Annotated in this window: 19 protein-coding genes and 2 pseudogenes; 4 read left to right on the top strand and 17 right to left on the bottom strand. The window is 58.9% G+C overall.

The features are described from left to right. Nucleotides 1-5: 5 nt before the first annotated feature. From B552_RS0104605 to B552_RS0104640, 8 genes are read right to left on the bottom strand one after another with little or no spacing between them, the layout of a single operon-like run. Nucleotides 6-1013 carry an aromatic ring-hydroxylating dioxygenase subunit alpha gene (locus B552_RS0104605; RefSeq protein WP_193352170.1) on the bottom strand — a complete coding sequence of 336 codons (1008 nt, stop codon included), beginning with the start codon at nt 1011-1013 and terminating at the stop codon, nt 6-8. After that, nucleotides 1010-2143, bottom strand: a complete 1134-nt coding sequence (locus B552_RS0104610) for a hypothetical protein (RefSeq protein ID WP_157160176.1) — start codon at nt 2141-2143, stop codon at nt 1010-1012. Before B552_RS0104610 ends, B552_RS0104605 begins: the two co-directional genes overlap by 4 nt. After that, nucleotides 2140-3288 carry a hypothetical protein gene (locus B552_RS0104615; protein ID WP_019447842.1) on the bottom strand — a complete coding sequence of 383 codons (1149 nt, stop codon included), beginning with the start codon at nt 3286-3288 and terminating at the stop codon, nt 2140-2142. The genes B552_RS0104610 and B552_RS0104615 overlap by 4 nt, the downstream gene beginning before the upstream one ends. Beyond that, complete coding sequence (locus tag B552_RS0104620; RefSeq protein WP_348599285.1) at nt 3276-4733, bottom strand: F390 synthetase-related protein; 1458 nt, start codon at nt 4731-4733, stop codon at nt 3276-3278. Before B552_RS0104620 ends, B552_RS0104615 begins: the two co-directional genes overlap by 13 nt. Next, nucleotides 4624-5472, bottom strand: a complete 849-nt coding sequence (locus B552_RS0104625) for an MBL fold metallo-hydrolase (RefSeq protein ID WP_019447844.1) — start codon at nt 5470-5472, stop codon at nt 4624-4626. Before B552_RS0104625 ends, B552_RS0104620 begins: the two co-directional genes overlap by 110 nt. After that, on the bottom strand, nt 5469-6467 hold the full coding sequence (locus tag B552_RS0104630; RefSeq protein WP_019447845.1) for an NAD(P)-dependent oxidoreductase: 999 nt from the start codon (nt 6465-6467) through the stop codon (nt 5469-5471). Before B552_RS0104630 ends, B552_RS0104625 begins: the two co-directional genes overlap by 4 nt. Further along, nucleotides 6467-7480 (bottom strand): beta-ketoacyl-ACP synthase III, encoded by a 1014-nt coding sequence (locus B552_RS0104635; RefSeq protein WP_019447846.1) that lies wholly within the window; start codon nt 7478-7480, stop codon nt 6467-6469. The genes B552_RS0104630 and B552_RS0104635 overlap by 1 nt, the downstream gene beginning before the upstream one ends. 9 nt (nt 7481-7489) lie before the next feature. Beyond that, the gene (locus B552_RS0104640) at nt 7490-8230 is read right to left on the bottom strand and encodes a helix-turn-helix transcriptional regulator (RefSeq protein WP_019447847.1); all 741 of its coding nucleotides are present in this window, start codon (nt 8228-8230) and stop codon (nt 7490-7492) included. A 523-nt stretch (nt 8231-8753) separates the two neighbouring features. Between B552_RS0104640 and B552_RS0104645 the strand changes: the two genes are divergently transcribed. The 3 genes and pseudogenes from B552_RS0104645 to B552_RS27145 all read left to right on the top strand — a co-directional run bounded on the left by B552_RS0104645 (nt 8754) and on the right by B552_RS27145 (nt 11192). Then, the gene (locus B552_RS0104645; protein WP_019447848.1) at nt 8754-9290 is read left to right on the top strand and encodes a hypothetical protein; all 537 of its coding nucleotides are present in this window, start codon (nt 8754-8756) and stop codon (nt 9288-9290) included. A gap of 110 nt (nt 9291-9400) precedes the next feature. After that, nucleotides 9401-9946: a hypothetical protein gene (locus tag B552_RS28725; protein ID WP_157160177.1), complete on the top strand. Its 546-nt coding sequence runs from the start codon at nt 9401-9403 to the stop codon at nt 9944-9946. 629 nt (nt 9947-10575) lie between these two features. Further along, nucleotides 10576-11192: pseudogene (locus tag B552_RS27145) on the top strand (tyrosine-type recombinase/integrase). Between the two features lie 120 nt (nt 11193-11312). On the opposite strand, the gene B552_RS29415 reads toward B552_RS27145, so the two are convergent. The 4 genes and pseudogenes from B552_RS29415 to istA form a co-directional block, all read right to left on the bottom strand. Further along, on the bottom strand, nt 11313-11543 hold the full coding sequence (locus B552_RS29415; RefSeq protein WP_348599289.1) for an antibiotic biosynthesis monooxygenase: 231 nt from the start codon (nt 11541-11543) through the stop codon (nt 11313-11315). Next, nucleotides 11512-11721: pseudogene (locus B552_RS29420) on the bottom strand (hypothetical protein); the annotation flags it as partial. The pseudogene B552_RS29420 and the gene B552_RS29415, both read right to left, overlap by 32 nt. A 96-nt stretch (nt 11722-11817) precedes the next feature. Further along, a complete protein-coding gene (gene istB / locus B552_RS0104665) occupies nt 11818-12573 on the bottom strand; it encodes an IS21-like element ISRme9 family helper ATPase IstB (protein WP_019447851.1) in 756 nt (251 codons plus the stop codon). Nucleotides 12574-12580: 7 nt separating this feature from the next. Further along, nucleotides 12581-14134, bottom strand: coding sequence for an IS21-like element ISRme9 family transposase (gene istA / locus B552_RS0104670; protein WP_026035332.1), 1554 nt, complete (start codon nt 14132-14134; stop codon nt 12581-12583). Nucleotides 14135-15138: 1004 nt separating this feature from the next. Here istA and B552_RS0104680 point away from each other — a divergent pair. After that, nucleotides 15139-16041 carry an alpha/beta hydrolase gene (locus tag B552_RS0104680; protein ID WP_237718164.1) on the top strand — a complete coding sequence of 301 codons (903 nt, stop codon included), beginning with the start codon at nt 15139-15141 and terminating at the stop codon, nt 16039-16041. A gap of 666 nt (nt 16042-16707) precedes the next feature. On the opposite strand, the gene B552_RS28735 is transcribed toward B552_RS0104680, so the two are convergent. From B552_RS28735 to B552_RS0104695, 5 genes are all read right to left on the bottom strand, one after another. Beyond that, entirely contained in the window at nt 16708-18291 is a 1584-nt protein-coding gene (locus B552_RS28735) for a polymorphic toxin type 5 domain-containing protein (protein ID WP_157160178.1), read from the bottom strand. Nucleotide 18292: 1 nt separating this feature from the next. Then, complete coding sequence (locus tag B552_RS0104690) at nt 18293-19468, bottom strand: HlyD family secretion protein (RefSeq protein ID WP_019447855.1); 1176 nt, start codon at nt 19466-19468, stop codon at nt 18293-18295. Between the two features lie 484 nt (nt 19469-19952). After that, the gene (locus B552_RS28740; protein ID WP_157160179.1) at nt 19953-20255 is read right to left on the bottom strand and encodes a hypothetical protein; all 303 of its coding nucleotides are present in this window, start codon (nt 20253-20255) and stop codon (nt 19953-19955) included. 32 nt (nt 20256-20287) lie between these two features. Further along, nucleotides 20288-20578 (bottom strand): hypothetical protein, encoded by a 291-nt coding sequence (locus B552_RS28745; RefSeq protein WP_157160180.1) that lies wholly within the window; start codon nt 20576-20578, stop codon nt 20288-20290. 508 nt (nt 20579-21086) lie between these two features. After that, nucleotides 21087-22010, bottom strand: a complete 924-nt coding sequence (locus B552_RS0104695) for a LysR family transcriptional regulator (RefSeq protein WP_035879413.1) — start codon at nt 22008-22010, stop codon at nt 21087-21089. Nucleotides 22011-22068: the final 58 nt, after the last annotated feature.

The following is a 22068-nucleotide window of genomic DNA, read 5'->3' on the forward strand; positions in this document are numbered from 1 at the left end:
CGAATCTAGATGCTGAGACTTACGACGCGCTCTACAGATTCTTCGAGAGGCTCTCTGGCCAGTAGCCGCCGTATTGACGGACCTAACAAATCAACTGGGGAATCCAATAGCCGGGTGCTCCGACCTGCGGCTTCAAAACGGTCAATATTCGCGCGAGTTGCTTCCAGGATCTCCTTGTCCTGGCGGAAAATCAAACCGAACAGGCGACCTAGAACAATCCGCTTCAGCCAAGCGGGAGTCCAGCCATCCCGCGTGGCTATGCGGACATAGACGCGTAGCCGGCCTGCATCTTCGGGGGCGAGCCATGCAGTTGCCAGAAGATTGAGCCCGTGTCGGCCGCGGTACTCGATCTCGGCTACGCCGGGCAGACGGAACCGGCCAAAACTCTCGGTGCGACTACCCTCGAGCAAGCGGGAAATGAGACCCGATTGCACCCCCTCCTCGCTATAGCGGACTTCGATTCCATCGGGCAAGCGCTGGACCTCGGCCTTAATTTGCTGGCGCTGACTGTCACGACGAATCCAGCCGGCATGAACGAACGGCGTATGGCTGGCATCGAGCAGATTTTCCGCCGCCTCGGCAACGGAGCAGCTCGCGGTGTCGACCATGAAAAAGGCGTCAACGCCATTGCCAACAGACGGCGGTACCGGAGCCGGCGTATCGGCGGTATGCGCGAAGCATCCCCAGACCAGGCCATGCGCAACACTGGTTTTCAATGTCGGAACCAGCGTTGCACGAATGCCGGCACCATCGATGCCGGGCACGCGTGTACAGCGCCCGGCACCATCGAAACGCCACCCGTGATACGGACAGGCCAGTTCGCCATCACACACTTTCCCTCGAGACAAGGGTGCATGGCGATGAGGACAACGATCATGTAGAGCCGCTGGCAGCCCGGCCGCATCGCGAAAGAGCACCAATGGCACTCCATGCAGTTGACGGGAAAGAGGCTCGCCAGCCAATAGCTCTTCAATGGTGGCTAGGGGCCACCAGTAGCATTCAGGTTTCATCATAGTTTGAGCCTCTGCATCAGTGGCACCCCGATACCTTGCAACAGTCGGCTCAGCACGCGCCAGACCCGCTGCCGCGCCGCTGGCAAATGGCTGACATGGACCATGCTGTATTCGATTGCCGGCTCGCCGCCGCGTATCCGCTTAAAGTGCGCAGCACCCGAACTGAAATTGAGCAGACAACGGCGCTGCACCGCCTCCCGAAGGCATATCTGCGTAATCAGGCGATACAGGCCGAGCTTCTGCGGCAATGCAGTGTCGTAGCCAACCACCGGCGCCGTAAGCACCTGCGGATTGCCAAACCAGCCCAGAACGCCGTCGATCTGCCCTTCTCTGCTGCGCAACGCGCGCAGTTCCAACCAACCATCGCGCTGACCGGCCCGTAGCCAGTCGGCACTGAGCTGTGGATTCAGTGGGCAGTATTTCTCCAGGTACAGGAGGTTGTACAGATGCGCGAGGCGCGAATAGTCCTCGTTGCGGAGGTCGCTGCCGCGCACAAGCTCGTACGGAGACTTGCGCAGTAGACTCGCGTCGATGCGGCTGTTGTGGCGTTGCAGGAAGCCTGCTGCCTCGCCTTCGCGCGCATCGAACAAGTAGACTTGCCGGCTGGGAATCGCAAGGTAGCCAAGTCCCCTCAGGCGTTCGATCAGGCCCGCATTGCTGAACAGATTCAATGAGCGAAAACAGATAGCGTGCTCGGGAAACGCCCGGACCAGCAGATCAGTCATTTCGGGCAGATCCGCGCCATCCCAATCGTCTGGGTAGACATTGGTCGATAACAACCAGTTGTTCACCTGGACAAGCCGGTCGATGTGCGCCGATGCCAGCCAGCCTCCCATGGCGCGTATCAGTCCGCGCAGAGGCCAGGTCAGCCAGGCGTAGCCAAGCTGGGCCAGCTCGTACCGCGCATACCCGGTATACGCCGTTAGTGGCGACACCACGTAACTATTGTCGGCACGCTCACTGCCCTCATTGACGCTCACCGGAAAGGAATACGCGCCGGTGTCCAGCACATGCATGTGCGTAGCAATATTCCGAATCGCACAGGGCCCATGGAGCGCGAACGCTGCCAGCGCAGCATGGTGTGTAGCCTCGTGGCTGGCGGCAAATTGCTCCGCGGATAGCAGCCTCAAGGCATCTCCTCCAACGCCTGCCCATCCCATTCGATATCGGCGGTGGCGGCGGCGAGCAGTCCACAACGCCGTCTAACTGCCCGGCTAACTATTTCGATGAGACCGGAAATTTGCGCTGGAAGTGGTCCGAAGTCCCCTGGTCGCGTCACCACGTCGGGAGCTGAAAAGTAGTCGCGCCAGAATCCGGTGTCAAACAGGTGTTTTCCAGAGGCGAAAAGAATCATGGCAAGAGCGACCTGGCGTGGCCTGGGCGCCGGTGTCAAGACTCCTTCAGCACCTAGCAAGGCCGCTACGAGCGCCTTGGGATCGTCGGCAAAAAGATGTACGCCGCTAGTGGCACGAGGATTGCACTCAAGCACGCGGCACGAGCCGTCGGCCTGTTCGATGAAATCGAACGCCACTTGCCCCGTATAGCCGGTTTCGGCCCCAAATCTCTCGACGAACGCCTGGATCGGCGCCGGGCTGGTGGGCTCGAACCAGATGCCCGAGCCGCGACCGACACGATATCGCGGGTGATAGCAAGCATGCGCGGTCAAACGGCCTTCGACCAGCAAGCTGTAGCTGCAATGTTCGCGGCCTGCGGCGTAGCGTTGTGCCAACCATGGCCGCACCGGCGTCGGGCTCAGCCGTGCGACTTGCGCCGGATCCGGACGCAGCAGGGTGCGATTGGCGAAGCGCGAATAGGCGGGCTTGAACACCCAGTCACGCGTATCCTCACCCTCCGCGAACACCTGCGCGGCTGCAGACGATTCCAAAAGATGCGTTTCGGGTGCCTGTACTTCCCAACCCTCCACCATTTGCGCAAATCGTCCCTTGTGGTGCAGTTCGTGCATCAACGCGAACGGCGGCACGACCACCCGTGCTGGGATGTGGGCACAACCGTGCGAGAGGTAGAACGCCTCCTCGCAGGTTGGCACCACAAGGTCTATGCCCCGTGCCACGACCTGTTTTGCGAGCGTGGCAATCCAGGCGGCCGACTGGCTGCGCGGCTCTGGCAGGCGGATATAGTCGTGAACCATGTTGGAGAAGCGCCCGACCGGCCAGTGCAACGAATCGCCGACGGACACTCGCCAACCAGCCGCATGAAAGCAGCGGGCCCATTCCAAGCATGCCGGCGCACGGGCACCAAGGATCAGAACGTGCATGCCAGTCCCTCCGGTACTGCCACCAGCCTTACCCGGCGGCGCTTCACGCCTCGCGCCGGGGGGCGCCAGTCGGAAAAATCAAGCGCGGGAGACTCCAAGCCAAGCCGCCGCCAGAGTTGCTCGAATTCCGCGCGGACGCGTTCAACGGCCACCTGGCGATCGCCGTCGGCAAGCAGGCCCACACCCCATTGCATACCCGATTGCACCACTTCGAATTCACGCACGCTCGGCCCGGCAAACAGCATGGCGCGCCGAATCAGGTCGGGATATAGCGCAACCCCACGGCCGTCAATGCGGCTGGGCAGCCAGAGCACTTCGTCGGCGCGTCCTTCGATGGCGGCGATCGCGCGCTCCACTCGCCCGCAGCGGCACGGCTCGTCGGATACACGCAGTACGTCGTTGAGTCGATAGCGCACAATGAGTTGGGTGTCGCGGGTAAAGTCGGTAACGATGGGCTGAAATCTGGTCCGTGCTTCATCGATCCAGTCCGGTTCGATATGCACATAACTCTCGTTGAGATGCAGGGTCCCGCGCTCGCACGTGTAACCGAGAAAGCCCTCGGTGGCCTGGTAAATCTGATGGGGTTCGACGCCGAACGCGTGTCGTACCGCCGCGCGATCTCCGTCTTCCAGAACCTCCGCCACGGAGATGACGTGACTCGGGCGGATGTCTAGCCGGCCAGCCGCAGCTTCGCCGGCAAGCGTACGAAGTAGGGACGGCGGCGCCACCAGCACGTCTGGCTGGCTGGCGTTCAATCGCGGAAGTGCTGGTTCGACACCGCTCAAGACATCGAAGAAGCCAAAGTCGATGCGCCGGCTGCTCAACGTCGTGTAGAGGTTGCTGTTGGCGCGCAGAAAGAAGGCCACACGCACCGATGGCGTCCACGGCAAAAGCAGGCGCTTGAGCAGATGAGCCGGCAGTACGCGGCCTAGCAAGATGCCAGCCCAGCGCAGGCGTTCTGCCTTGCTAACCAGGAATACTCCGCGGTTGCCAGATGTGCCGCTCGACAGGCCCACGGTCAGCGCGTCGGCGCCACCACCAAGCGTGGGCGCGAAGTCACGCGTGGTCTCGCCGCGCAAGGCAATCTCGAAGGCATCACCAAGGCAGATTCCACGCGTGTTGCGCGCATCGAAATCGGCCATCATTGACGACTTGTCCATGATGGGCAGATCCGTGATCGCCACATTTCGAAAGTCCCGGTAATACGGAGCACGAGGCAGTACGTCCCGCAGGAAGCGGGCAAGGCGTGCCTGTTGCCAAGCCTCCAGTTTCGCGCGGTCGCGAAAGGCAAGTCGCCAGCGAGACTGCGCAAAGTACGCCACCGTACTCAGGGCATTAGGATGCATCGCGATACTCCTGCCACGCCACCGGGCAGTGCGAAGGCAGCAGGGCCACCGCTTGCTCGCGCCGCGCGATGTCCGCCAGGCTCTCGAACGTTGCGACATAGCGCCGCCTCTCCGCGCTAATGAACATGGCGGGAATGGCTGGCAGACGGCCCTCCCTCAGTGCAGGCAGCGACCAACATGCGTCGGCGACCAGGATGGCCGGGCGGCCTCCAGCATCCTCAAGGAAGAGGCCGAGTTGGCCGTGGCTGTGGCCGACCAAAGGCACGCCGATCAGACTACCGTCGCCAAGCAGATCGAAACCCTGTGTGAGTGGTGCCAGCCATCGGGGCAAATCGCGTTTCGGGCAATTGTCTGCGGCCCTGACACGGGCAAAGTAGTCGGGTGGTAGCAGGCCAGGCAGATGTCCGCCCAGCGTGGCCCGCCAGCGCTTGCCGAGACGGCTTCCAAAATGCTCGGTATCGGCTGCCAGCGCGATGAAACGGGCATTTGGAAAATCGCGCAGTCCGGCGATATGATCGCCATGGTAGTGCGACACGATGACCAAGCGGATGTCAGCGGGGGTAAGACCGAAGCTCGCCAACTGCGTCAGAAGCGCTTCATTGGCCGGGAGGTCGACGGGCAGCGCAGTCCGGTAAAGGCGTTCCGGCCATTTTTCTGTCGCGGAAAAGAAATGGTCAGCGTAACCAGTGTCATAAAGTATCCAGCCGTGCTGAGGATGGCGGATCAGGCCACAGAGAGCAGGAAAATCCACCCGCCTCCAACGCCCGCCGCGCGCCGCCATGCATTCAAGATGGCGGCATGCACCAACGCGCAGCACGTGCAATGCAAGTGTCGTCATGCCTGTTGCTCCAGCCACCACCGCGCGTGGCGCCCAATGCCTTCGTCGATCGATATCCTCGGTCGCCAGCCGAGTTCATTGCGCAGCGCCGAGACGTCCAGTGTTTGACTGAATGCCAATACTGCTGCGCTGTAACGCGTTAGCACGGGCTCCCCTCTCCCGAAAATACGCGCGGCGCTTTCCATGCCTCGGGCAAGCGCGTCGACAACGGGCCATGGCAGCTTGCGGGTGCGCAGCGGCAGTGCAAACTCTCGCGCCATCACCGAGAGGAGGTCTGACAGCTCTCGAGGTTCGCCATTGCTCACGTTGTAGATGTTCACCTGTCGCGGCAACGGCTTTGTGAGCGCCAGCCAGGCGGCATCAACGGCATTGTCGATGTAGGTCAGATCGAGCTGGATGTGTCCGCCGCGCATGATTGGCAGCGCGCCCTTGTGCAGGACTCGCAGGATGCGCGGCATCAGCGTCTGATCCCACGGGCCGAACAGGGCGCGTGGGCGCAGTATCGCTACCGCGCGTAGTCCTGCCTCTTGTACGAGCGCCTCGGCGGCCAGCTTTGTCCGCACATAGTCATTTGCCGGACTCGGTAGCTCTGCGTCCTCGCGTATTCCAATGCGATCAGCAAAGCCGAAATAGATACTGGGCGTTGACACATGTACCAGGCGAGGCACGCCATGCGCCTCGCAGGCCGCGACTACCTCGGCTGTGCTGACGACGTTGGCACGATGGAAGTCATCGTAACGGCCCCATGGCGACGACAGTGCGGCGCAATGTACGATGGCATCCGCACCGCGAGCAGCGTTGGCGAGCGCGGATTCTGCTGCGGCATCGCCATGCGACAGCGCCTGCCATCGCACCGGTGCTGGCGCACGGCCAATAACGTTGGCCGCAGCCTCTGGATTCCTGCCCGTGAAGACCACTTCGGCACCTTCGGCTGCGGCACGCCAGACCAGATGGCGGCCGAGAAATCCCGTGCCGCCGGTAATGACCAGTTTCATCAGTACTCCAGGACCATACCACCCAGCGACAGTCCGGCGCCAGTGCCCAACAACAGCAGGCGTTGACCGCGCTGAATACGACCGTCGCGAATGGCGACATCGAGCGCCGTGGGCAGCGACGCCGCGACCTGATTGCCGTGCTCGGCAAAGATATCCACGATCTTGTCGCGCCGGAAGCCGATCTTCTTCGCTATGTGCTTCATGGCGAGCTGGCTGGCCTGATGTGGCACAACCCAGTCGATCTGATCGCGCCCGACACCCGCGCGCGCAAGTAGTCGCTCGACGAACGTTGGCAGGTGGGCCGCTGCCAGTCTGAATACACCCTTCCCGTCCATGCGGAACTGGGCCAGCCCATCGAACGGCTGGTCTATACGGGCCGGATGATAGCGACTTCCACCGGCAGGAATTCGACAGAGGTTCGCGCCCTCGGAATACGTGTTCAGCTCTGCCGCGAGCAGACGTGATCTCCCCTCGATACTGGGCCCGAGCACCGCGGCAGCGGCACCGTCTCCAAATATGGCACTGCTCTCGAGCGTGCTCCAATCGAGACCGCAAGAAGCGATATCAGCGGACACCACGAGCACTCGCCTATAGCGACCGGCCACGATTGGCCACGCCATCGTGTCCAGCGCGGTGACAAAACTCAGACACGAAGCGTTGATGTCGAAGGCCGGGATCGCACTTGCGGACAGACCCAACTCACGGTGGACCAGTGCGGCATTGCAGGGCATTCCCTGATCCTGCGTGCCGCTTGCTGCCACCAGGCAGTCGATGTCAGCCAGCGAGAGCCTGGCTGCATCCAGCGCTCGCCTGGCCGCTTCGGCAGCCAGCGTTGCGGCGGTCTCTTCTCTCGTGGCGAAATGCCGCCTGCGTACACCACTCACACGTTCGACGGTGCCAATACATCGGTCCAACTGGCGGTCAAGGTCAGTGCTTGCCACCACTTGGGACGGTAACGCGTGACCCGTGCCGAGCAACGCGACAAAGCGGACATCGATTGGAGAGGTTGTCATCGGCGTGGCTCACTGTGTACGGCGACGCAAGCGGGCGAAGTCGGGTGGTTCCCATTCACGTATGGCCAGCAGCATGGCGGTTCCCTGCCGTTCTCCGATCGTCGCCCGTACACAATCTTCATGAAACTCGGAGAACTGGTGTCGCAGCTTTTGCAACTGCGCCATGAACTGTCGGCGAGCATCGGGGGTCAACATGCCGTGCACGAAAAATAGGGATTCGGCCTCCCCATTGAAAGGGGCTGTAAGAAAATCGTCGCGCCCCCGACCTGCAAAGAAACGCGCAATATTACCGCCCGGCAGCCAATCGAAGTCACGCGCAACATTGATTCGGATCCGGTTACCCGGAAGCAAATCGATTAAACGCATGCGGTCAAGCAACAACAAATAGCGCAGACATTCGGCTTCATCGAGCTGATAGTGCTCAATAATGTCTACAAGGCGCCAATGGTTGAGGGCGCAAGTAGCCACCAATAGCAATTTTGGGTCGGAAACCAGTTCGGCCTCCAGCCTCTCATCGAGGCAGACCAGGCGTTGAGAACTGGCGGCGGCAGATTGTGTCAGCTCGGCCAGTGTCATGTCGAGAAGACCGCAAATGTCGAACAGGCGATCGATCGAAAGATTGCCCGTCGAGAACAATCGCTTCACGCTTGCCTCGGATAGACGCAACGCTGCCGCAATATCCCGATAGGTGACACCGCGCTCTCTCAACTTTATTTTTAGCGTGGTAAGCAGTTGCTTACGTTCCGTCATTGTTCTCGGTCTACTCGATGAGTTGCGGGTAATTCTGTGCCATCGGCTAGGTAAGAGCCAGCGCACCGATACAAGTATCATATTTTGATACCGTATGGCGTCTATCTTGCAACGACATGCATCGGGGAATCACCAATTGATCCCTTTTTAAGGTGGGGCTGCCTGACGGCCGGGGCAGAACTGCGGGTTTTCGAGGTTGCCTGGTACGCCGCGAACGGGATCGACTTATCGTGAGCAGTCGTTGGCAAGCGACTGAGCCTGCGGGCCGGCTTGGGCCGGCTGTTGCCTCTGGCGCCAACGCACTCGTGCGCGGGTGGGCTGAGGTCAGAGTCCGGCCAGGAGCGGTCACCTAATTCGCCCTGTCGTGCACTGCTGACACCCCACTTCGCACCTCTGGCTACGGCTAGCCGGTCGGTGTTACGTTGCTCGCAGCACGCCTTAAGCCTTGAGCACGCGGACAAGGCACGCACCAACAGCTCCCCGGGCAAAGCCGGGGGGCATACTTCACTGAGTTAGGTTACACATGACTATTCGCCGAGCATTCCTCGTGCCCTGGTTGTTCGTCGCTGCCGCCCACGCAGAGACCAGTTCATTTAACCGCTTTACGGACGACCTTTCTCAACCGTTGGAGACTGACGCCACAACGGTAATGGTTAGAGGCATGACGCATGACTTTGCGGGGAAACTTTGCGGGAGGTTGAACAACGCAACCGGGGAAGACGCACAACAGGAAGTAGCAAAATGGAGAACGCGGAACGACGCGTTCATACGCGGCGCCGCGAGCGTACTGAATGCGCTCGGTGACCGGTATCTTCCGATTGGCGGCGAGACTGCCAAGCAAGGCTACTTTCAGATGATTCTGCAGACCACAACGAAGGCAGCCAACCAACGAGTGATGAAGCAGCTAAGCGGCGCAAGCCTCGACAACAACGTCGTTCCACCGGAACGCGCATGCTACGGGCTGGCGCGCTTGCTTCATGATGGAATAGCTGACTTTAAACGTTCGCCGGAGATTACGCACGCTCTGGTCCCCTACATGCAGCAGAAGGGGATTCGTTAGTGCACCTAACCTGCAATGTACGCGGACCCGGCCTCGCGGAACCTCGCGCCGCAGATTGAAGCCTCGGCCGATGCTAAGAAGAATATCTCTTCGCTATTTGGTGCCCGACAATGAACATCCGTATCGTGCAGTTGTCTGCTGGATTCGGCTTTCTCTTGGCTGCAAATTCGATTGCTTGCTACGCGCTATCGATCCGCACCGACTATCAGGACTTCGATCTAGTCATGACGGCAGAAGAACCTGTTTCTCGGGTCGAGTCCGATAGCATCGCCCGCTTCGTCCGAGAACACCCCAAAGGTACCCAAGACAAGTATCAAACCTATAGTTTCCTGTTCGGGTCGATTTGCCCGGCGAGCCAAGATGCTGAAAGAGATTCGCAGCTACTATTGCAACGTCTCAATGAAGTCATTCATATCGTTGAAGCTGCCGGAGCGCATATCGAGCTCCCGACGACTTACTCCGCACCGTGCAATGCCGCTATGACAACGGAGTTGTCGTCCACATTTAGCAACTCGAAGAGAAGACTGATTTGGATTCATGGCCGAATCAACTGGTTTCCGAAATGGGAGAACGGGGCGTATGCAGCGCCGGGAAACTACGCAAGATCTTTGAACTGTCAGGCGAGTAAATGTACCCAACAGAATGCTAACGATTAGTGGGGAGTTAAGACCTATCCCGTACGGCCACTTCTGATCGCGAGCGGTCATTGACGCACGGATCGCCAATTGGCCGCTTAGGGTCGAACTGGGACCACTATGATTGCCCGTCATGGCAAGCGCTGAAGATCGCGGCAGACACATACAGCTCCAACACTGATTGCGCAGAGTAGTTTGTGCCCCCTTCGGGCGATGCGCGTTTAGGGCAAGAGGTTCATGATCCATGGACGCGAGTGCACCGGAGGCAGTTCACTGAGCACTCCATTCTCAGGAGAGCCCATGAACCACATTGAGCCAATCACATGTAAGTGCAGCGTCAGGGTCCAGATTCACGAGTACCCGATGGACCTTGGAGACGACGAGCCGCGAGACAGAGGCTACTGTCCAATCTGCAATCGCCTCCTGTTTGAGATGGAGCGCCCCGGTATTTTGGTGACTGAAGTCATCCTCCCTGGAGACAGGACGAAGTGCGCCGACGGCGAGCGCCACCTCGGACTTCCGCCCGGATACGACGACGAAGACTGGCCATTTCCCACACTAGCGGAACTACTTCGACGACAGGAAGGCCGGTGATCCTCTTGGAGGAGAAGGCGCAGACTCGGTATGCCTTCATCTGAAAGGAGACCATCATGCTTCTCCACGCGGCGCGTCAAATCCCATGGAACAAGGGAAGGCTGACGGGCCAGAAGCCTCCGCTGAAGCTGAACGAGATATGGGCAATACGAACCCGGCTTCAGTTCACGTCAAACGTTCGCGAACTGGCCATGTTCAACCTTGCCATTGACAGCAAGCTGCGTGCGTGTGACCTAACCCGCCTGCGCGTGCAAGACATCTGCTTTGGTAACCAGGTCGGTAGCCGCGCAACGGTAATGCAGCAGAAAACTCAGCGCCCCGTGCAGTTCGAGATCACCGATCAAACTCGCGAAAGTGTCCAGTGCTGGATTCGCGCTCGCGGGCTCAAGCTATGCGATTACCTCTTCCCTGTCGCTTGCACTCGTCACCACACCTTTCAACTCGCCAGTACGCGCGGATCGTCCATCGCTGGGTTGCCTCTATCGGCCTGGACGATTCTGCCTACGGAACGCATTCAATCCGGCGGACCAAAGCATCGCTGATCTACCGACGTACGAAGAATCTGCGGGCCGTCCAACTGCTTCTCGGGCATACCAAGCTCGAAAGCACAGTACGCTACCTCGGAATCGAAGTGGACGACGCGCTTGAAATGGCAGAGCAAACCGAAGTGTAACCAGGTGCCTGGCCGGCGAAGGGGCCCTTGCCGGCCAGTTTCTGCCCTTCCACATTGAGGATATGAATGGGCATGTCGACAATCCCAAGGCGTCGACACGTCTTTCCGGTTCTTCGCTGATCAGATCGCAGTCAGCCGCAGCACGGTCGGCGGACCATCCATGAGCGCGCCCATCGCTTTGCCAATCGTTCGGAAGTGCTCCGATTTTCGATGCGCGTCGACCGCATCGGAATCGCGATACTTCTCCACAAACGCATAAACTTCGCCAGAGGTCGTACTCGACGCACCCCTCCTCCTGCCGGGACGCCGCCGCGAGTTCCGCTGCAATCTTCTCGAACTGTACCTCGGCACCCGGTTTTACTTTTATTTGTGCGACTACGGCCAACATCTCCGTCTCCTCAGTGGATTGATTGTTCAAAAATCCTAGCCTGACTGGACGACGCAGTCTATCTGGCGGAGCAGGCATGGGTATAACAATCGTTCGGTATTCGCCCTCGTGCACGTTCTTTTGGACGACATCGTTCTGCATAGCTGCGGATTTCGGTGAAGGTGATCAGCAGTTTCGGCGAACGTGATCAGGGAAGGAAGGTGGTACTGCGCGGTCAGGAGATTGTAGCGTAGGTGATCACGATGCCCGTTTCTTGGCGTCGGTTGCCGTGCGCTTACGCATGGATTCGCCTTTGAGCGGCACCTTGTGCGCCTGGTGGACCAGCCGGTCCAAGATGGCGTCAGCCAGCGTCGGATCATTCAACCACTGGTGCCAATGCTCGATCGGGAGCTGGCTGGTCACGATGGTCGAGCGGGTACCGACGCGATCGTCCAGAACTTCCAGCAGATCGCCGCGTGCGCTTTCAGAAGGCTCCTGTAGGCCCCAGTCGTCCAGCACCAGGACATCGATGCGCGCGAGCTGCGCCAGGCGGCGGGTGAAGCTCCCGTCGCCGTGGGCGATCTGCAGTTCCTCGAACAGTCGCGGCACCCGCAGATAGAGCGCAGAGAATCCCTGCCGACAGGCCTGCTGAGCAAACGCACAGGCCAGCCAGGACTTGCCGGCACCGGTCGCCCCGGTCAGGATGAGGCTCTGAGCATTGCGGATCCAGTCGCAACTGGCCAAGGTTGCGACCAGCCGCTGGTCAAGGCCGCGGCTGCCGTCATAGACCACATCCTCGAGGCATGCCTGGGTGTGCTTGAACTTGGCCGAGCGCAGCAGCCGCTCCAGGCGCCGGGTGTCGCGCCAGGCAATCTCCCGGTCGACCAGCATGGAGAAGCGTTCCTCGAACGGCAGGCTGGAGCTGGCGGTCAGGACAGACTGTTCCTCGAAGGCCCGCGCCATCCCGTCGAGCTTGAGGGCCTTGAGCTGGCCGACGGTGTGTTGCATCAGCATAGTTTTCCTAATGGTAGTAGTCGGGTCCGCGCACGTTGTCGTGCATGGGGGAATGCCACTCGGTTTGCGATACCGGCAGAGTGGCTTGCCGGTCCAGATGGTTTTCAAGGATGGAGACCACAGACTTACGCGTGAGCGAGCCAATGGCGACGGCGCGGGCGCAAGCGGCTTCGAGCCGCTCCTTGCTGTACTTCTTGGCCAGACTCAGCAGACCCAGGCAGGCGCGATAGCCCATCTCGGGATGGCTTTTGTGGGTGAGCTGGTATTCGACGATGACGGCGACGTTGGGCCCAATCGAGGCTGCCCAGTTGAGCAGCCGGCCGGGCGTCCATTCGAGGTGCGCGCGATGGGCCACCGGCATGTGTTCCTTGACCGTGCTGTGGCTGCCCTTGCGGGTATTGCGCGCGTGCAGCGCTACCCGTTTGCCACCGTACAGGATCTCGATGGTGTGGCGGGTTACGCGAGCCTCCACCGCCTTGCGCACCAGGGCATGTGGCACGCTGTAGTAGTGGCCGTCGATCTCGACGTGGTAGTCGACGTTGACGCGGCACTGTTTGAACGTTGCAACTTCGTAGCGCCGCGGCGGCAGCGGTCGCAGCACTGGCCGGTCCAACCGCTCGAACCACTCCCGGCGCGTGCCAGGCAGCTTCTTGAACGGTCGGTCGTTCAGGTCGGCGACGAGCTTCTTGATAGCCTTGTTGAGCTCGCCCAAGCTGTAGAAGCGGTGGTTGCGCAGCCGCGCCAGAATCCACCGCTCGACGATCAGCACGCCGGTTTCGACCTTGGCCTTGTCTTGCGGTTTGCGCGGCCGCGCCGGCAGCATGGCCGTGCCGTAGTGATGAACGAAGTCCTCCGCAGTACGGGACAGCACTGGCTCATACCGGTCAGGGCGAGCCACCAGCGCGCGCGGGTTGTCCGGCACAAGCAGTTCGGGCACGCCGCCGGCGTATTCCATCGCGCAGACCATTCCCCCGATCCAGTCGGCGGTGGTCTGCCCCCGGGTGGCGCACGCGTACGTGTAATTGGACGCGCCGAGCACAGCGACGAAGATGCTGGCTTCGAAGGCAATGCCGCCCTCCGCATCCAGGATCGGCACCATCTGACCGGCGAAGTCTGCAAACAGCTTCTCGCCGGCGCGGTGCTGCTGGCGCATGGACCGCTTGAGTGTCGCTGCCCAGTCCCGGTAACGGCAGCAGAACTGCGTGTATTGGTAAATGGGGACGCCTGGATTCGCCTCCAGGTATTCCTCCCACAGCAACTGCAGTGTCACGCCCTTGCGGCGCAGCTCGCGATGCAGATAGGGGAAGTCCGGCGTCACCCGCCCGCCCGGGCTGTTGGCCGGCTTCTGCGCGCCGAACAGCCGCCGCTCCAGCGTATCTTCGTTCAGGCTGTCCGCCTGCGGCCAATCCAGCCCCGCTGCCTTCGCCATTGCCGCGTACTGCGAAACGGCGCCAACACTCACACCCGTCGCTCTAGCGATCTGCCGGTGCGAAAGGCCACACGCCCACTTCAGGCGAAGCACTTCCTTGATTTTGCGCATGGTCATCCGGTTAGCCGGCATCAGCTTGCTTCCTTGAAAAAAGGAAGCAGCGTATCGCCGGCGTTCTAGTCCATGCGCAGTCCCACCCCTAACCCTTGCTCGGCCCCATTACGGTGCGTGATCACCCATTTCGGCAACGTGATCACGAGTTTCGGGAACGTGATCACCGATTTCGGCGGCGTCGCCGAAGTGATCACGTTCCGCCGAAACCAGCGATCAGCTTCCGCCCGAAGCAGATGATCACGTTCCCCCGAAATCGCTGATCACGCGCCCCGAAATACGCAGCATAGCAGTTGTCGCCATGAAGCGACGCTCGACGTGTGGAGCTGAACGCGTCCGCACGTTTTCTCTGAAGGGTCATTCACTGGCAACCACTCGCTGCATGCGTGCGCATCCCTCAGCTTGATGGCAAGCACGTTAACCATGCCGTCCATCTCAGCCAGCAGCAGGGCCGCACGCTGCCGAAGGGCTACGCGGAACCTGCGCACGGGGAATTCGGATTGCGAAGTGATTTCCATCGCACCCGCCACTACGTCTGCTTGCTAAGCGCGAGCGCGGCGCAGGGCGGCCGCGTGGCCTAGCTGTCTCGGATTCCGTTCGGGCGCCTGCCCGGCGACATCAATATCGTGCGCGGCGGGCTCAGTTTCCCTTCACCACCCGCATCCTGGTATCGCTGTTGCTCTTGGGGCTGCCTGCTGCGCCGCTTACAGCATTTGCCTCGTCAGGCCGATTCGTCTTGCAGATGACTACCCGCCAATCTATAAATTGACGTTGTTGCAATTTATCCGCAGCACAGCATGTCGTACGATTTCGTGCGTGCGCCGAAGGAAGACTGGAAATGAGTACCCTGCCTCGTTTGATACTCACCGGCAGCGCGCCTGAAAGTCGCATCGCTCCGTCTAACACGGCGCACAGTAACCAGCATTCAATGATCAAAGCCGTCCGCGATCTTTAAACACCAACTGCATAGAGAGATTGTGATGAGCTGTCGAGAAATTCTCGGCCGCGCCTTGGCGATCCTGGCCTTGAGCGCCGCCAGTCACCTGTCCCTGGCGCAGGTGCCACCCGATATCGCCGAAAGGCTCAAGACTCTGGGAAGAGTCGTTGACCCATCGGGCACCGCCGCCCTGTACGTGCCATTGTTGAAAACGCAGTCGTTTTCGGGCGTGCGCGTCTCCCGAGATCTGAACTACGGGCCGACGGACGACCAGAGGCTGGATCTGTTCGTGCCCGAGACTGCGCTCCAGTCGCCGAAGGCCGTGCTAGTTTTCGTACATGGCGGCGGCTTTGTACGCGGCGACAAACATGCGTCCGACAGCCCATTCTACGACAACGTGATGCTATGGGCAGCGGGCCGCGGACTGATAGGCGTCAATCTCAATCACCGGATGGCGCCTCAGAACTCGTGGCCAGCAGGCACCGAAGACCTGGGTCTGGCAGTGCGTTGGGTTCAAGAGAACATCGCCGCGCTGGGCGGCGACCCGAAGCGGGTCTTTCTAGTGGGTCATTCGTCGGGCGCGGTACTCGCGGCTTCCTATGTCGCCCACCCGGAGTTCTACGGACCGGCCGGCGTAGGACTGGCCGGCGCAGCATTTCTCTCGGCGACCATCTTTGACCCCGCCACCGCAGAGATCAGCCCGGCGCTCAAGGCATATTTCGGCGACGACGCCAGCCGGTACGCAGAGCGCTCGTCAGTGCCTGGACTTCAGCAGACACCGTTGCCGCTGATGGTGGCGACCGCTGAACTGGATCCAGTCTCCGTGGAGCGCCAGGCGCTGCAACTCCAGGAAGCGCTCTGCAAGACTGACCGCTGTCCGACATTCGTACGCTTCCCGGGACAGAACCATTTCTCCGAGGTTTTCTCGATCAACAGCCCCGACAATACGGTCGGCATGGGAATACTTGCGTTCATTCGGGGCGTTCGGTAGCGCAGGCTCCGGATGACACTGCGACCGATTCAGACTGACCAGGGAAGACCCTGTGAGAAGGGTCGGCAACCGCCTACAGCCACCCTCCGCTCAGTCGACCGAGGTCGGCCAGTTTCCGACACTCGCCGGCGTACGCGCGCTGACGCTCGAACGGCTGCTCTGGTTTTGCCAACGGACCTTCGAGTGTTGAGCAGAATAAACCGACCGCGCAGGAGGCGGATTTTTCCGTGTTCGAGCCGCGGCGAGTGTTTATTGAGTCTAACGCGTTCCCTACTCGTGGCGTTTCTCGTGGCCGCCATGTCCGTTGTAGGAAACCGGAATTAGCTGGACTACGTGCGCTTTTGTTGGACTGGAAGTCCGGAATTCGCTGGACTGGCGTGCAATTCCTGCCGGCGCTGAGCCAGGACGGGTCGGTCGGTACACATGCTGTCCGGGTCATCGGCGATGTCTGGCTTCTTCTGCAGCCTCCAGACCAAGCGACCGAGCCGCGGGGTCTATCGCACCCACCATAACGTGCGTGCCGATGGGGGTGCCTAGAAGCGCTCCCTGCAGCTTGAATGCTGCATCTAACGCTTCGCGCGATTTCTTGTCTGTCATGCTCGTCTATTCCTCTGGGGCGATGGGGCCCTATCGAGGTGTCCGAGGAAATTAGACCACGACAAGGCGCTATTCGCCCGTCCATCCGAGCACTCGTGCAGCCTTCAGAAACTTGCCAAGCGTCGGCTCCATCTCCGCCCAGAGTCTTAGCGTTCTCCACTCGACGAAGACGCCTTTGACGAGCACAGCCTCCTTCAACATCGCCACCTTGCCGCCGGTTTCGCCAGTCCAGTTCGTGTATTGATTGAGGAAAGCATCTTCAACCGCAAAACGCTCCACCCCTCCAACCGCTCTTACGAGCCAGTTTGACTCCAGATGGCCCGCTTGTACGGAAGGAGCATCAGCAAGATGGCTACGACCTCTCCAGTCTTGCGTCTGTAGGTCCACGAGAAACCTCAGCGGATGCCTCTTGTCGGAAAGGATGACTTCAAGCATCTCTCGCATGAACCGTGTCCGTAGGGCACTAGAACTGCCGACGGAACGCCCCGCAGCCGGAGCCGCCCCGCTACTCATCGACGTCCGCCTTGCCCCGGATCTAGCAATGCGGCGGAGTGGGGCGCCGCCGCAAATGCCTCCCACCGACATGCTACTGAAGGCCATGGACATGAGTGCACCTTGCAAACGTTCATCGTTAGCAAGCCACATACTCAGGTAGCGCAAACCAGCTGCCCCTTCCCCAGCGAGCCCCATGGCAGGTATGAAGGGATCCATCGTCTGGAAAGCATCCCATTCCTGGCTGAATGATGAACGACGCATCGCATCGTCGAACGCAGTAAGAATCTCAAACGGGAGATTGATGAACGCCCCCATCAGGTTGCCAACGCTAAGCCAACCATTGGCTAAGTAATTCGTAAGCGTTGATCCAGTATCGATAGGTGGGTTCAGTGTGAACAAGTCCCCCTTTTCCGGTGGAAGCCAAAAACCTCCTTTGGAATCCTGGTAAAACCAATCACCAAGACTCCTCGGACCCTCGGGAGCCTGCGGTGGCGGAGGACTCCATAGCTCTTCGCGCGGAGTTGCTGCATTCTCCGGGCGAGGGCCAGGCCGTTCATATTTATCAAAGATGCGCTCTGGCCGTACGAAGGTTCCATGGCTGCCCGAATGGCGCCAAAAGTCGGGAGGGATACCTACGGCCTGCTGACCGGAAGAGTTATTCGACCGATCCGGGTGGATCCCCCGGATGTAGACAGTCTCAATGCCATCCGGCTCTATGGTGGCCCCTAGTGGCCCCGGCTGTCGCGGAAATAACGTATCTAAATTCAGCGTATTCTCTTTATAAGACGCGCCTACCACGAAGGTCCCGGAATTGTCCGCAATTTGATTGCGATCATGAAGCCATGGGCTTCTTGAATTATCTTCGCTCCGCCCTTCTTCTGGACTTCCCCAGTCGCCAAGCCGTTCACTCCTGGGGGCATCGTCGTCAATGGTAACGAAGCCAAACGGATCCCGAACGTCTGATTCGGGAAGTTCACCCGTAAGATCGGACAAATCTTCGGTTCCCGTCAGGTAATATCCAACGTATTGGCCAATAACAGGAACCTGCGAGGAATACTGTGCTAGCCCGAACTGCCAAGCACTGGTAAGGCCCTTGCCGCCTCCCCCTGAAGACGAGCCACCTCCGAAAACGGCCTCAAGTAAATCGGCCCAGTCCATATTAGGAATCGAAAGAGATTAATGTGTTTTCGAATTCAAAGTTGTAGTTCAACGGAAGAATTCGACCCGCAGGACCTTCGTTGTTGCAACGGATCATCACGTTCCATTGCTCATCAACAGACTCATGTCCCCGGACGGCACAAACGACTCCGTCAACCTCGACAGGAGCTGCTCCAGCCTCGCCGAACAGCGTCGTCGTTATTTTTGCTGTATATCCGACGCGAATGAGCCCCCTGTATTTCACCTCGCCAACGATTAAGACGTTTTTATCGTTCTCTAGTCGAAGAACGGGTTGACCTACGGCAACCGACTCGCCGACATTGCGGAAGACCGCGGTCACGACGCCGTCAAAGGGCGCGACTAAAAATGTGTTGATGTACCCAAGCTGAATTCTTCTAATGTCCGCCGCGGTCACCGCCTTTGCGTAGAGAACATTCTCGCTGGAGTTCAGCTTTACCAAGCGATAGGCGGCAAGTCTTTCTTGTCGCAGCGATATTTCTGAACGTAAATATCGAGCCGTATTGTCGGCCGGCGGAACTTGATATTCGTGCCCACGATACGTTGTATCAGTATGTGATGTTGTGTCGAATGATTGGCCACCGGTAGTGCTCGTTCGGGAGTCGCTCGTCGATGTTGGGTCCTTCACAACCTGCAGACCATCGGACTTATACAGATCATCTAATACATCGCTTCGACTCTTAAGAACGACCGAAAGTCTATTGAGAAGGGTCGTAATAGAATTCTGGTCAGTAGGGGTTTTTCCAAGTAAACCAATTTTTACTTTCACTGCTTCGTCGGATTGATCCGCGCTCTTTTTGAGGCCGTACCATGCGAGGGCCTGTGTCAAATTGTTGGCGATGTCCTTGGCGCGCAGACGGCAAAGTATGGAATTTCCGAATGCGCTTTCGATCATGTAGGGATCGTCGCCCACTGGCTTGGGCAAGGCGAAGATATTGACGGTGCCTTGACTGCCTGAGTTGGTCACCAGTTGGGACGTCATAGCGGGGAGTTCCACCTTTGGCTCCAATTTATCTTGGAGGGAAACCATGTCAAAGGCATTTACTGTCCTCCCGATCAAATCCTCTGATAGGAACTCAATGATACCGTCCATTGGAAAACAGAGATCCGCCGACTGTGTTGGACGAACACTGAGCCTGATTGCTTTACCGAGTGCCATCTGCTTTTCTCCTTACATTCACGCATGATCCACTACATAAGGGAGCAAGATCTTGCAAGTAAGTGTGCTGTCGGTCTCGCACATTGCACGAACGCCGCGCAGATTAAGCAGTGGTATCGTCCAGCACTCGCCTGGCTGAAGAGCGCCCAATTTTGTCTCTCCAACCGCGTTTTTTGAACTGAGGGTCACTGGGTCACCCAGTAAATCGTTGTGCACGACGAGAAGTAACGGCTCTGTAAGGTCTGCCGTGACACCCGCGGATCCCCACAAATAAGCGTCATTTCGGACCTTTACAGAATAGCTGTACATCGATCCGACCTCCGATTTGATTCGTTGGATTTGGCTCGTGAAACTATCTCTACGGACTCTGACCGACGTCTCAACGCAGACATTCGAACGACCGACCTTCCCGGCCATGTCCTGACCTGCCGATTTCCCTCATAGCCGTCGCACTGTGGCCGAACCGCTTTTCACCCCTTTGGCTTTACTGCGCAGGGATTTCTTTGGCAAAAAGTGCAACCCTCTGATTCAATGTAAGGGCATTATGATTGATCAATCTAACTCTTGCATGAGCTGAATTAAAATATGCGTTGATCACTCTTTGAAAATCCTCTCCGTCTTTTTGTTTGAATATTTCCTCAGGAACATCAAGCATCTTATACATCTTGTCCTCAGGATTGTGAGGGTAGATGCCCACCCTTATTCCAGAATTCTCTGAATTTTCGATGGCGGCAGCTACAATCGATCCGGAGCCGTCTGTAATGACAATTAGATGCTTGCTTGACATGAATAATTCTCCTTAGATCGCCATTGTTTTTATTAGATGTTTCCGCCGCCTTGCAGGCTAAAATATGTGTCGATTCCGTCATTTCTAATGGTAACCCAATAATTATAATAAAATTGCCCGGTATCTGGCGACCAATCGCAAGTTTTCGTAAAATCATTTACGACAAACGAAGCATGTCCAGCTTGTGGATAAGACAATTTATTTATTTCAGGGTGCGCCATAATCCACTGCGCCCCATGGTCTTCCCCGAATCCATAGGTAATCTCCGCTCGCACGCTCTTACCATTTTTTAGCCAATAAAGTCCCACCTCATTGAATGCCATGATGTCCTCCAGCAACAATTAGTGTAGTAACTAGAAAGAGAAATCAAAGGAAGCCAAGCTCGAATCACTCCGACCAACCAGCATCCACTTCCTCTCCCAAAAGCCGGTCCAGGACAAGAGGGCAGGAACACGAAGTCCTGGTGTGGACGCCCCTTGCGAACACGATAGTCCGCGCATTCGTATAAGCAATTGGCCAAAAGTATGAGAATGCCCACAACTTCGGATTGCAGGTTTCTAGATGTTCCAGCTACGATTTTAGGAATATTTATATCTCATTTTAAGAATTTTTACCGGAGGTTTGCGGAGTGTTTTTTTGATCGACAAGTCGCTCAGCAACGAGCAGCACACGATTCCAGGTGGATGGCCGATGAAGTCCTGAGAACGGTCCTCGCCGTCCTTGTGGACCGGCTGGCGGCAACGGGTCGGTAGCAGTAGTTCGATTACGCCACGATTCGCAACTAGCTGGCAATGCCCCCAAGTTCGCCCGCACGACGCGCCGGTAGGGCACTCAATTGAAGGCGTCGATGCGCGTGAGCCAGCCGCCCTGAGTGAATGATTCGGTCAGATAATTGATAAATGCACGCACCTTGGGCGGCGTGAGCCGGTAATGGGCGTAGTAGACGTAAATGTTTCCACCGCTCGCTGGATACCCCGCAAGAACCCGGATAAGCCGACCATCGTCGAGATATGGCAAGACGTGATGTGCGCCGAGCCTCGCAAGCCCCATGCCCGCGATGGCTGCGTCGCAAATCGCGTCCAGATCGGTCAGTACTAGGCGCCCGTCGACCGGGACCGTCACCGTTTCACCCTCGACATCGAAGGCCCATTCGCGCAGCCGGCCTGTGGTCGCAGAACGCAGGCGGATGCAATCGTGGCTCGAAAGATCGGCGAGCGTCTCGGGCGTGCCGTGCCGACGAAGATAAGCGGGCGCACCCACCGTCAGCAGCCGGATCGGCATGAGTTCGCGCGCCACCACGTTGGCGTCATCCTCGACGCCAGAGCCAATCGCGGCATCGAAGCCTTCCTTGACCAGATCCACATGGCGGTTTTCCAAGCTCCAGTCGAGCCGGATGCCGGGGTAACGCTCGAGAAACGCGGGCATGAGCGGCAGAACATATTGCCGCCCGAACCCAGGTGCGACACTAACGCGTAATGTGCCCGCCGGCTGGCTGTCGCGTTCGGTTAGCGTCGCCATGGCCTGGGTCAGCGTGCGAGCCGCCGCGGCGGTTTCCGCGTACAGACGCTCGCCGGCCTCGGTCAGCGCCAGGCTGCGTGTGGTGCGCTGAAACAACCGCGCGCCGAGGCTCCGTTCCAGCTTTGCCACGTGCTTGCTGACGGCCGCGGGCGTCAAACCCAGCCGGCCCGCCGCAGCGGAGAAGCTGCCTGACTCCACTGTCCTGAGAAAGCTTTCGAGGGTACGCAGGTCTTCCACGTCTATTCGATCCGAATCGTTGAAATTGATTCGACAATTATGGACTATCTGGCGCGAA

It is taken from the genome of Cupriavidus sp. BIS7, assembly GCF_000292345.1.
Lineage (GTDB): Bacteria > Pseudomonadota > Gammaproteobacteria > Burkholderiales > Burkholderiaceae > Cupriavidus.

Bases quoted from the DNA above. Each gene is read 5' to 3' on its own strand.
- B552_RS28745 (WP_157160180.1), bottom strand. From the start codon at position 20,578: ATGGCATTCAATGAGGTGGGACTTTATTGGCTAAAAAATGGTAAGAGC.
- B552_RS0104645 (WP_019447848.1), top strand. From the start codon at position 8,754: ATGACTATTCGCCGAGCATTCCTCGTGCCCTGGTTGTTCGTCGCTGCC.
- B552_RS0104635 (WP_019447846.1), bottom strand. From the start codon at position 7,480: ATGACAACCTCTCCAATCGATGTCCGCTTTGTCGCGTTGCTCGGCACG.
- istA (WP_026035332.1), bottom strand. From the start codon at position 14,134: ATGCCGGCTAACCGGATGACCATGCGCAAAATCAAGGAAGTGCTTCGC.
- B552_RS28725 (WP_157160177.1), top strand. From the start codon at position 9,401: ATGAACATCCGTATCGTGCAGTTGTCTGCTGGATTCGGCTTTCTCTTG.
- B552_RS0104690 (WP_019447855.1), bottom strand. From the start codon at position 19,468: ATGGCACTCGGTAAAGCAATCAGGCTCAGTGTTCGTCCAACACAGTCG.
- B552_RS28740 (WP_157160179.1), bottom strand. From the start codon at position 20,255: ATGTCAAGCAAGCATCTAATTGTCATTACAGACGGCTCCGGATCGATT.
- B552_RS0104630 (WP_019447845.1), bottom strand. From the start codon at position 6,467: ATGAAACTGGTCATTACCGGCGGCACGGGATTTCTCGGCCGCCATCTG.
- B552_RS0104625 (WP_019447844.1), bottom strand. From the start codon at position 5,472: ATGACGACACTTGCATTGCACGTGCTGCGCGTTGGTGCATGCCGCCAT.
- B552_RS0104620 (WP_348599285.1), bottom strand. From the start codon at position 4,733: ATGTCGCAACGTTCGAGAGCCTGGCGGACATCGCGCGGCGCGAGCAAG.
- istB (WP_019447851.1), bottom strand. From the start codon at position 12,573: ATGCTGATGCAACACACCGTCGGCCAGCTCAAGGCCCTCAAGCTCGAC.
- B552_RS0104605 (WP_193352170.1), bottom strand. From the start codon at position 1,013: ATGATGAAACCTGAATGCTACTGGTGGCCCCTAGCCACCATTGAAGAG.
- B552_RS28735 (WP_157160178.1), bottom strand. From the start codon at position 18,291: ATGGACTGGGCCGATTTACTTGAGGCCGTTTTCGGAGGTGGCTCGTCT.
- B552_RS0104640 (WP_019447847.1), bottom strand. From the start codon at position 8,230: ATGACGGAACGTAAGCAACTGCTTACCACGCTAAAAATAAAGTTGAGA.
- B552_RS0104615 (WP_019447842.1), bottom strand. From the start codon at position 3,288: ATGCACGTTCTGATCCTTGGTGCCCGTGCGCCGGCATGCTTGGAATGG.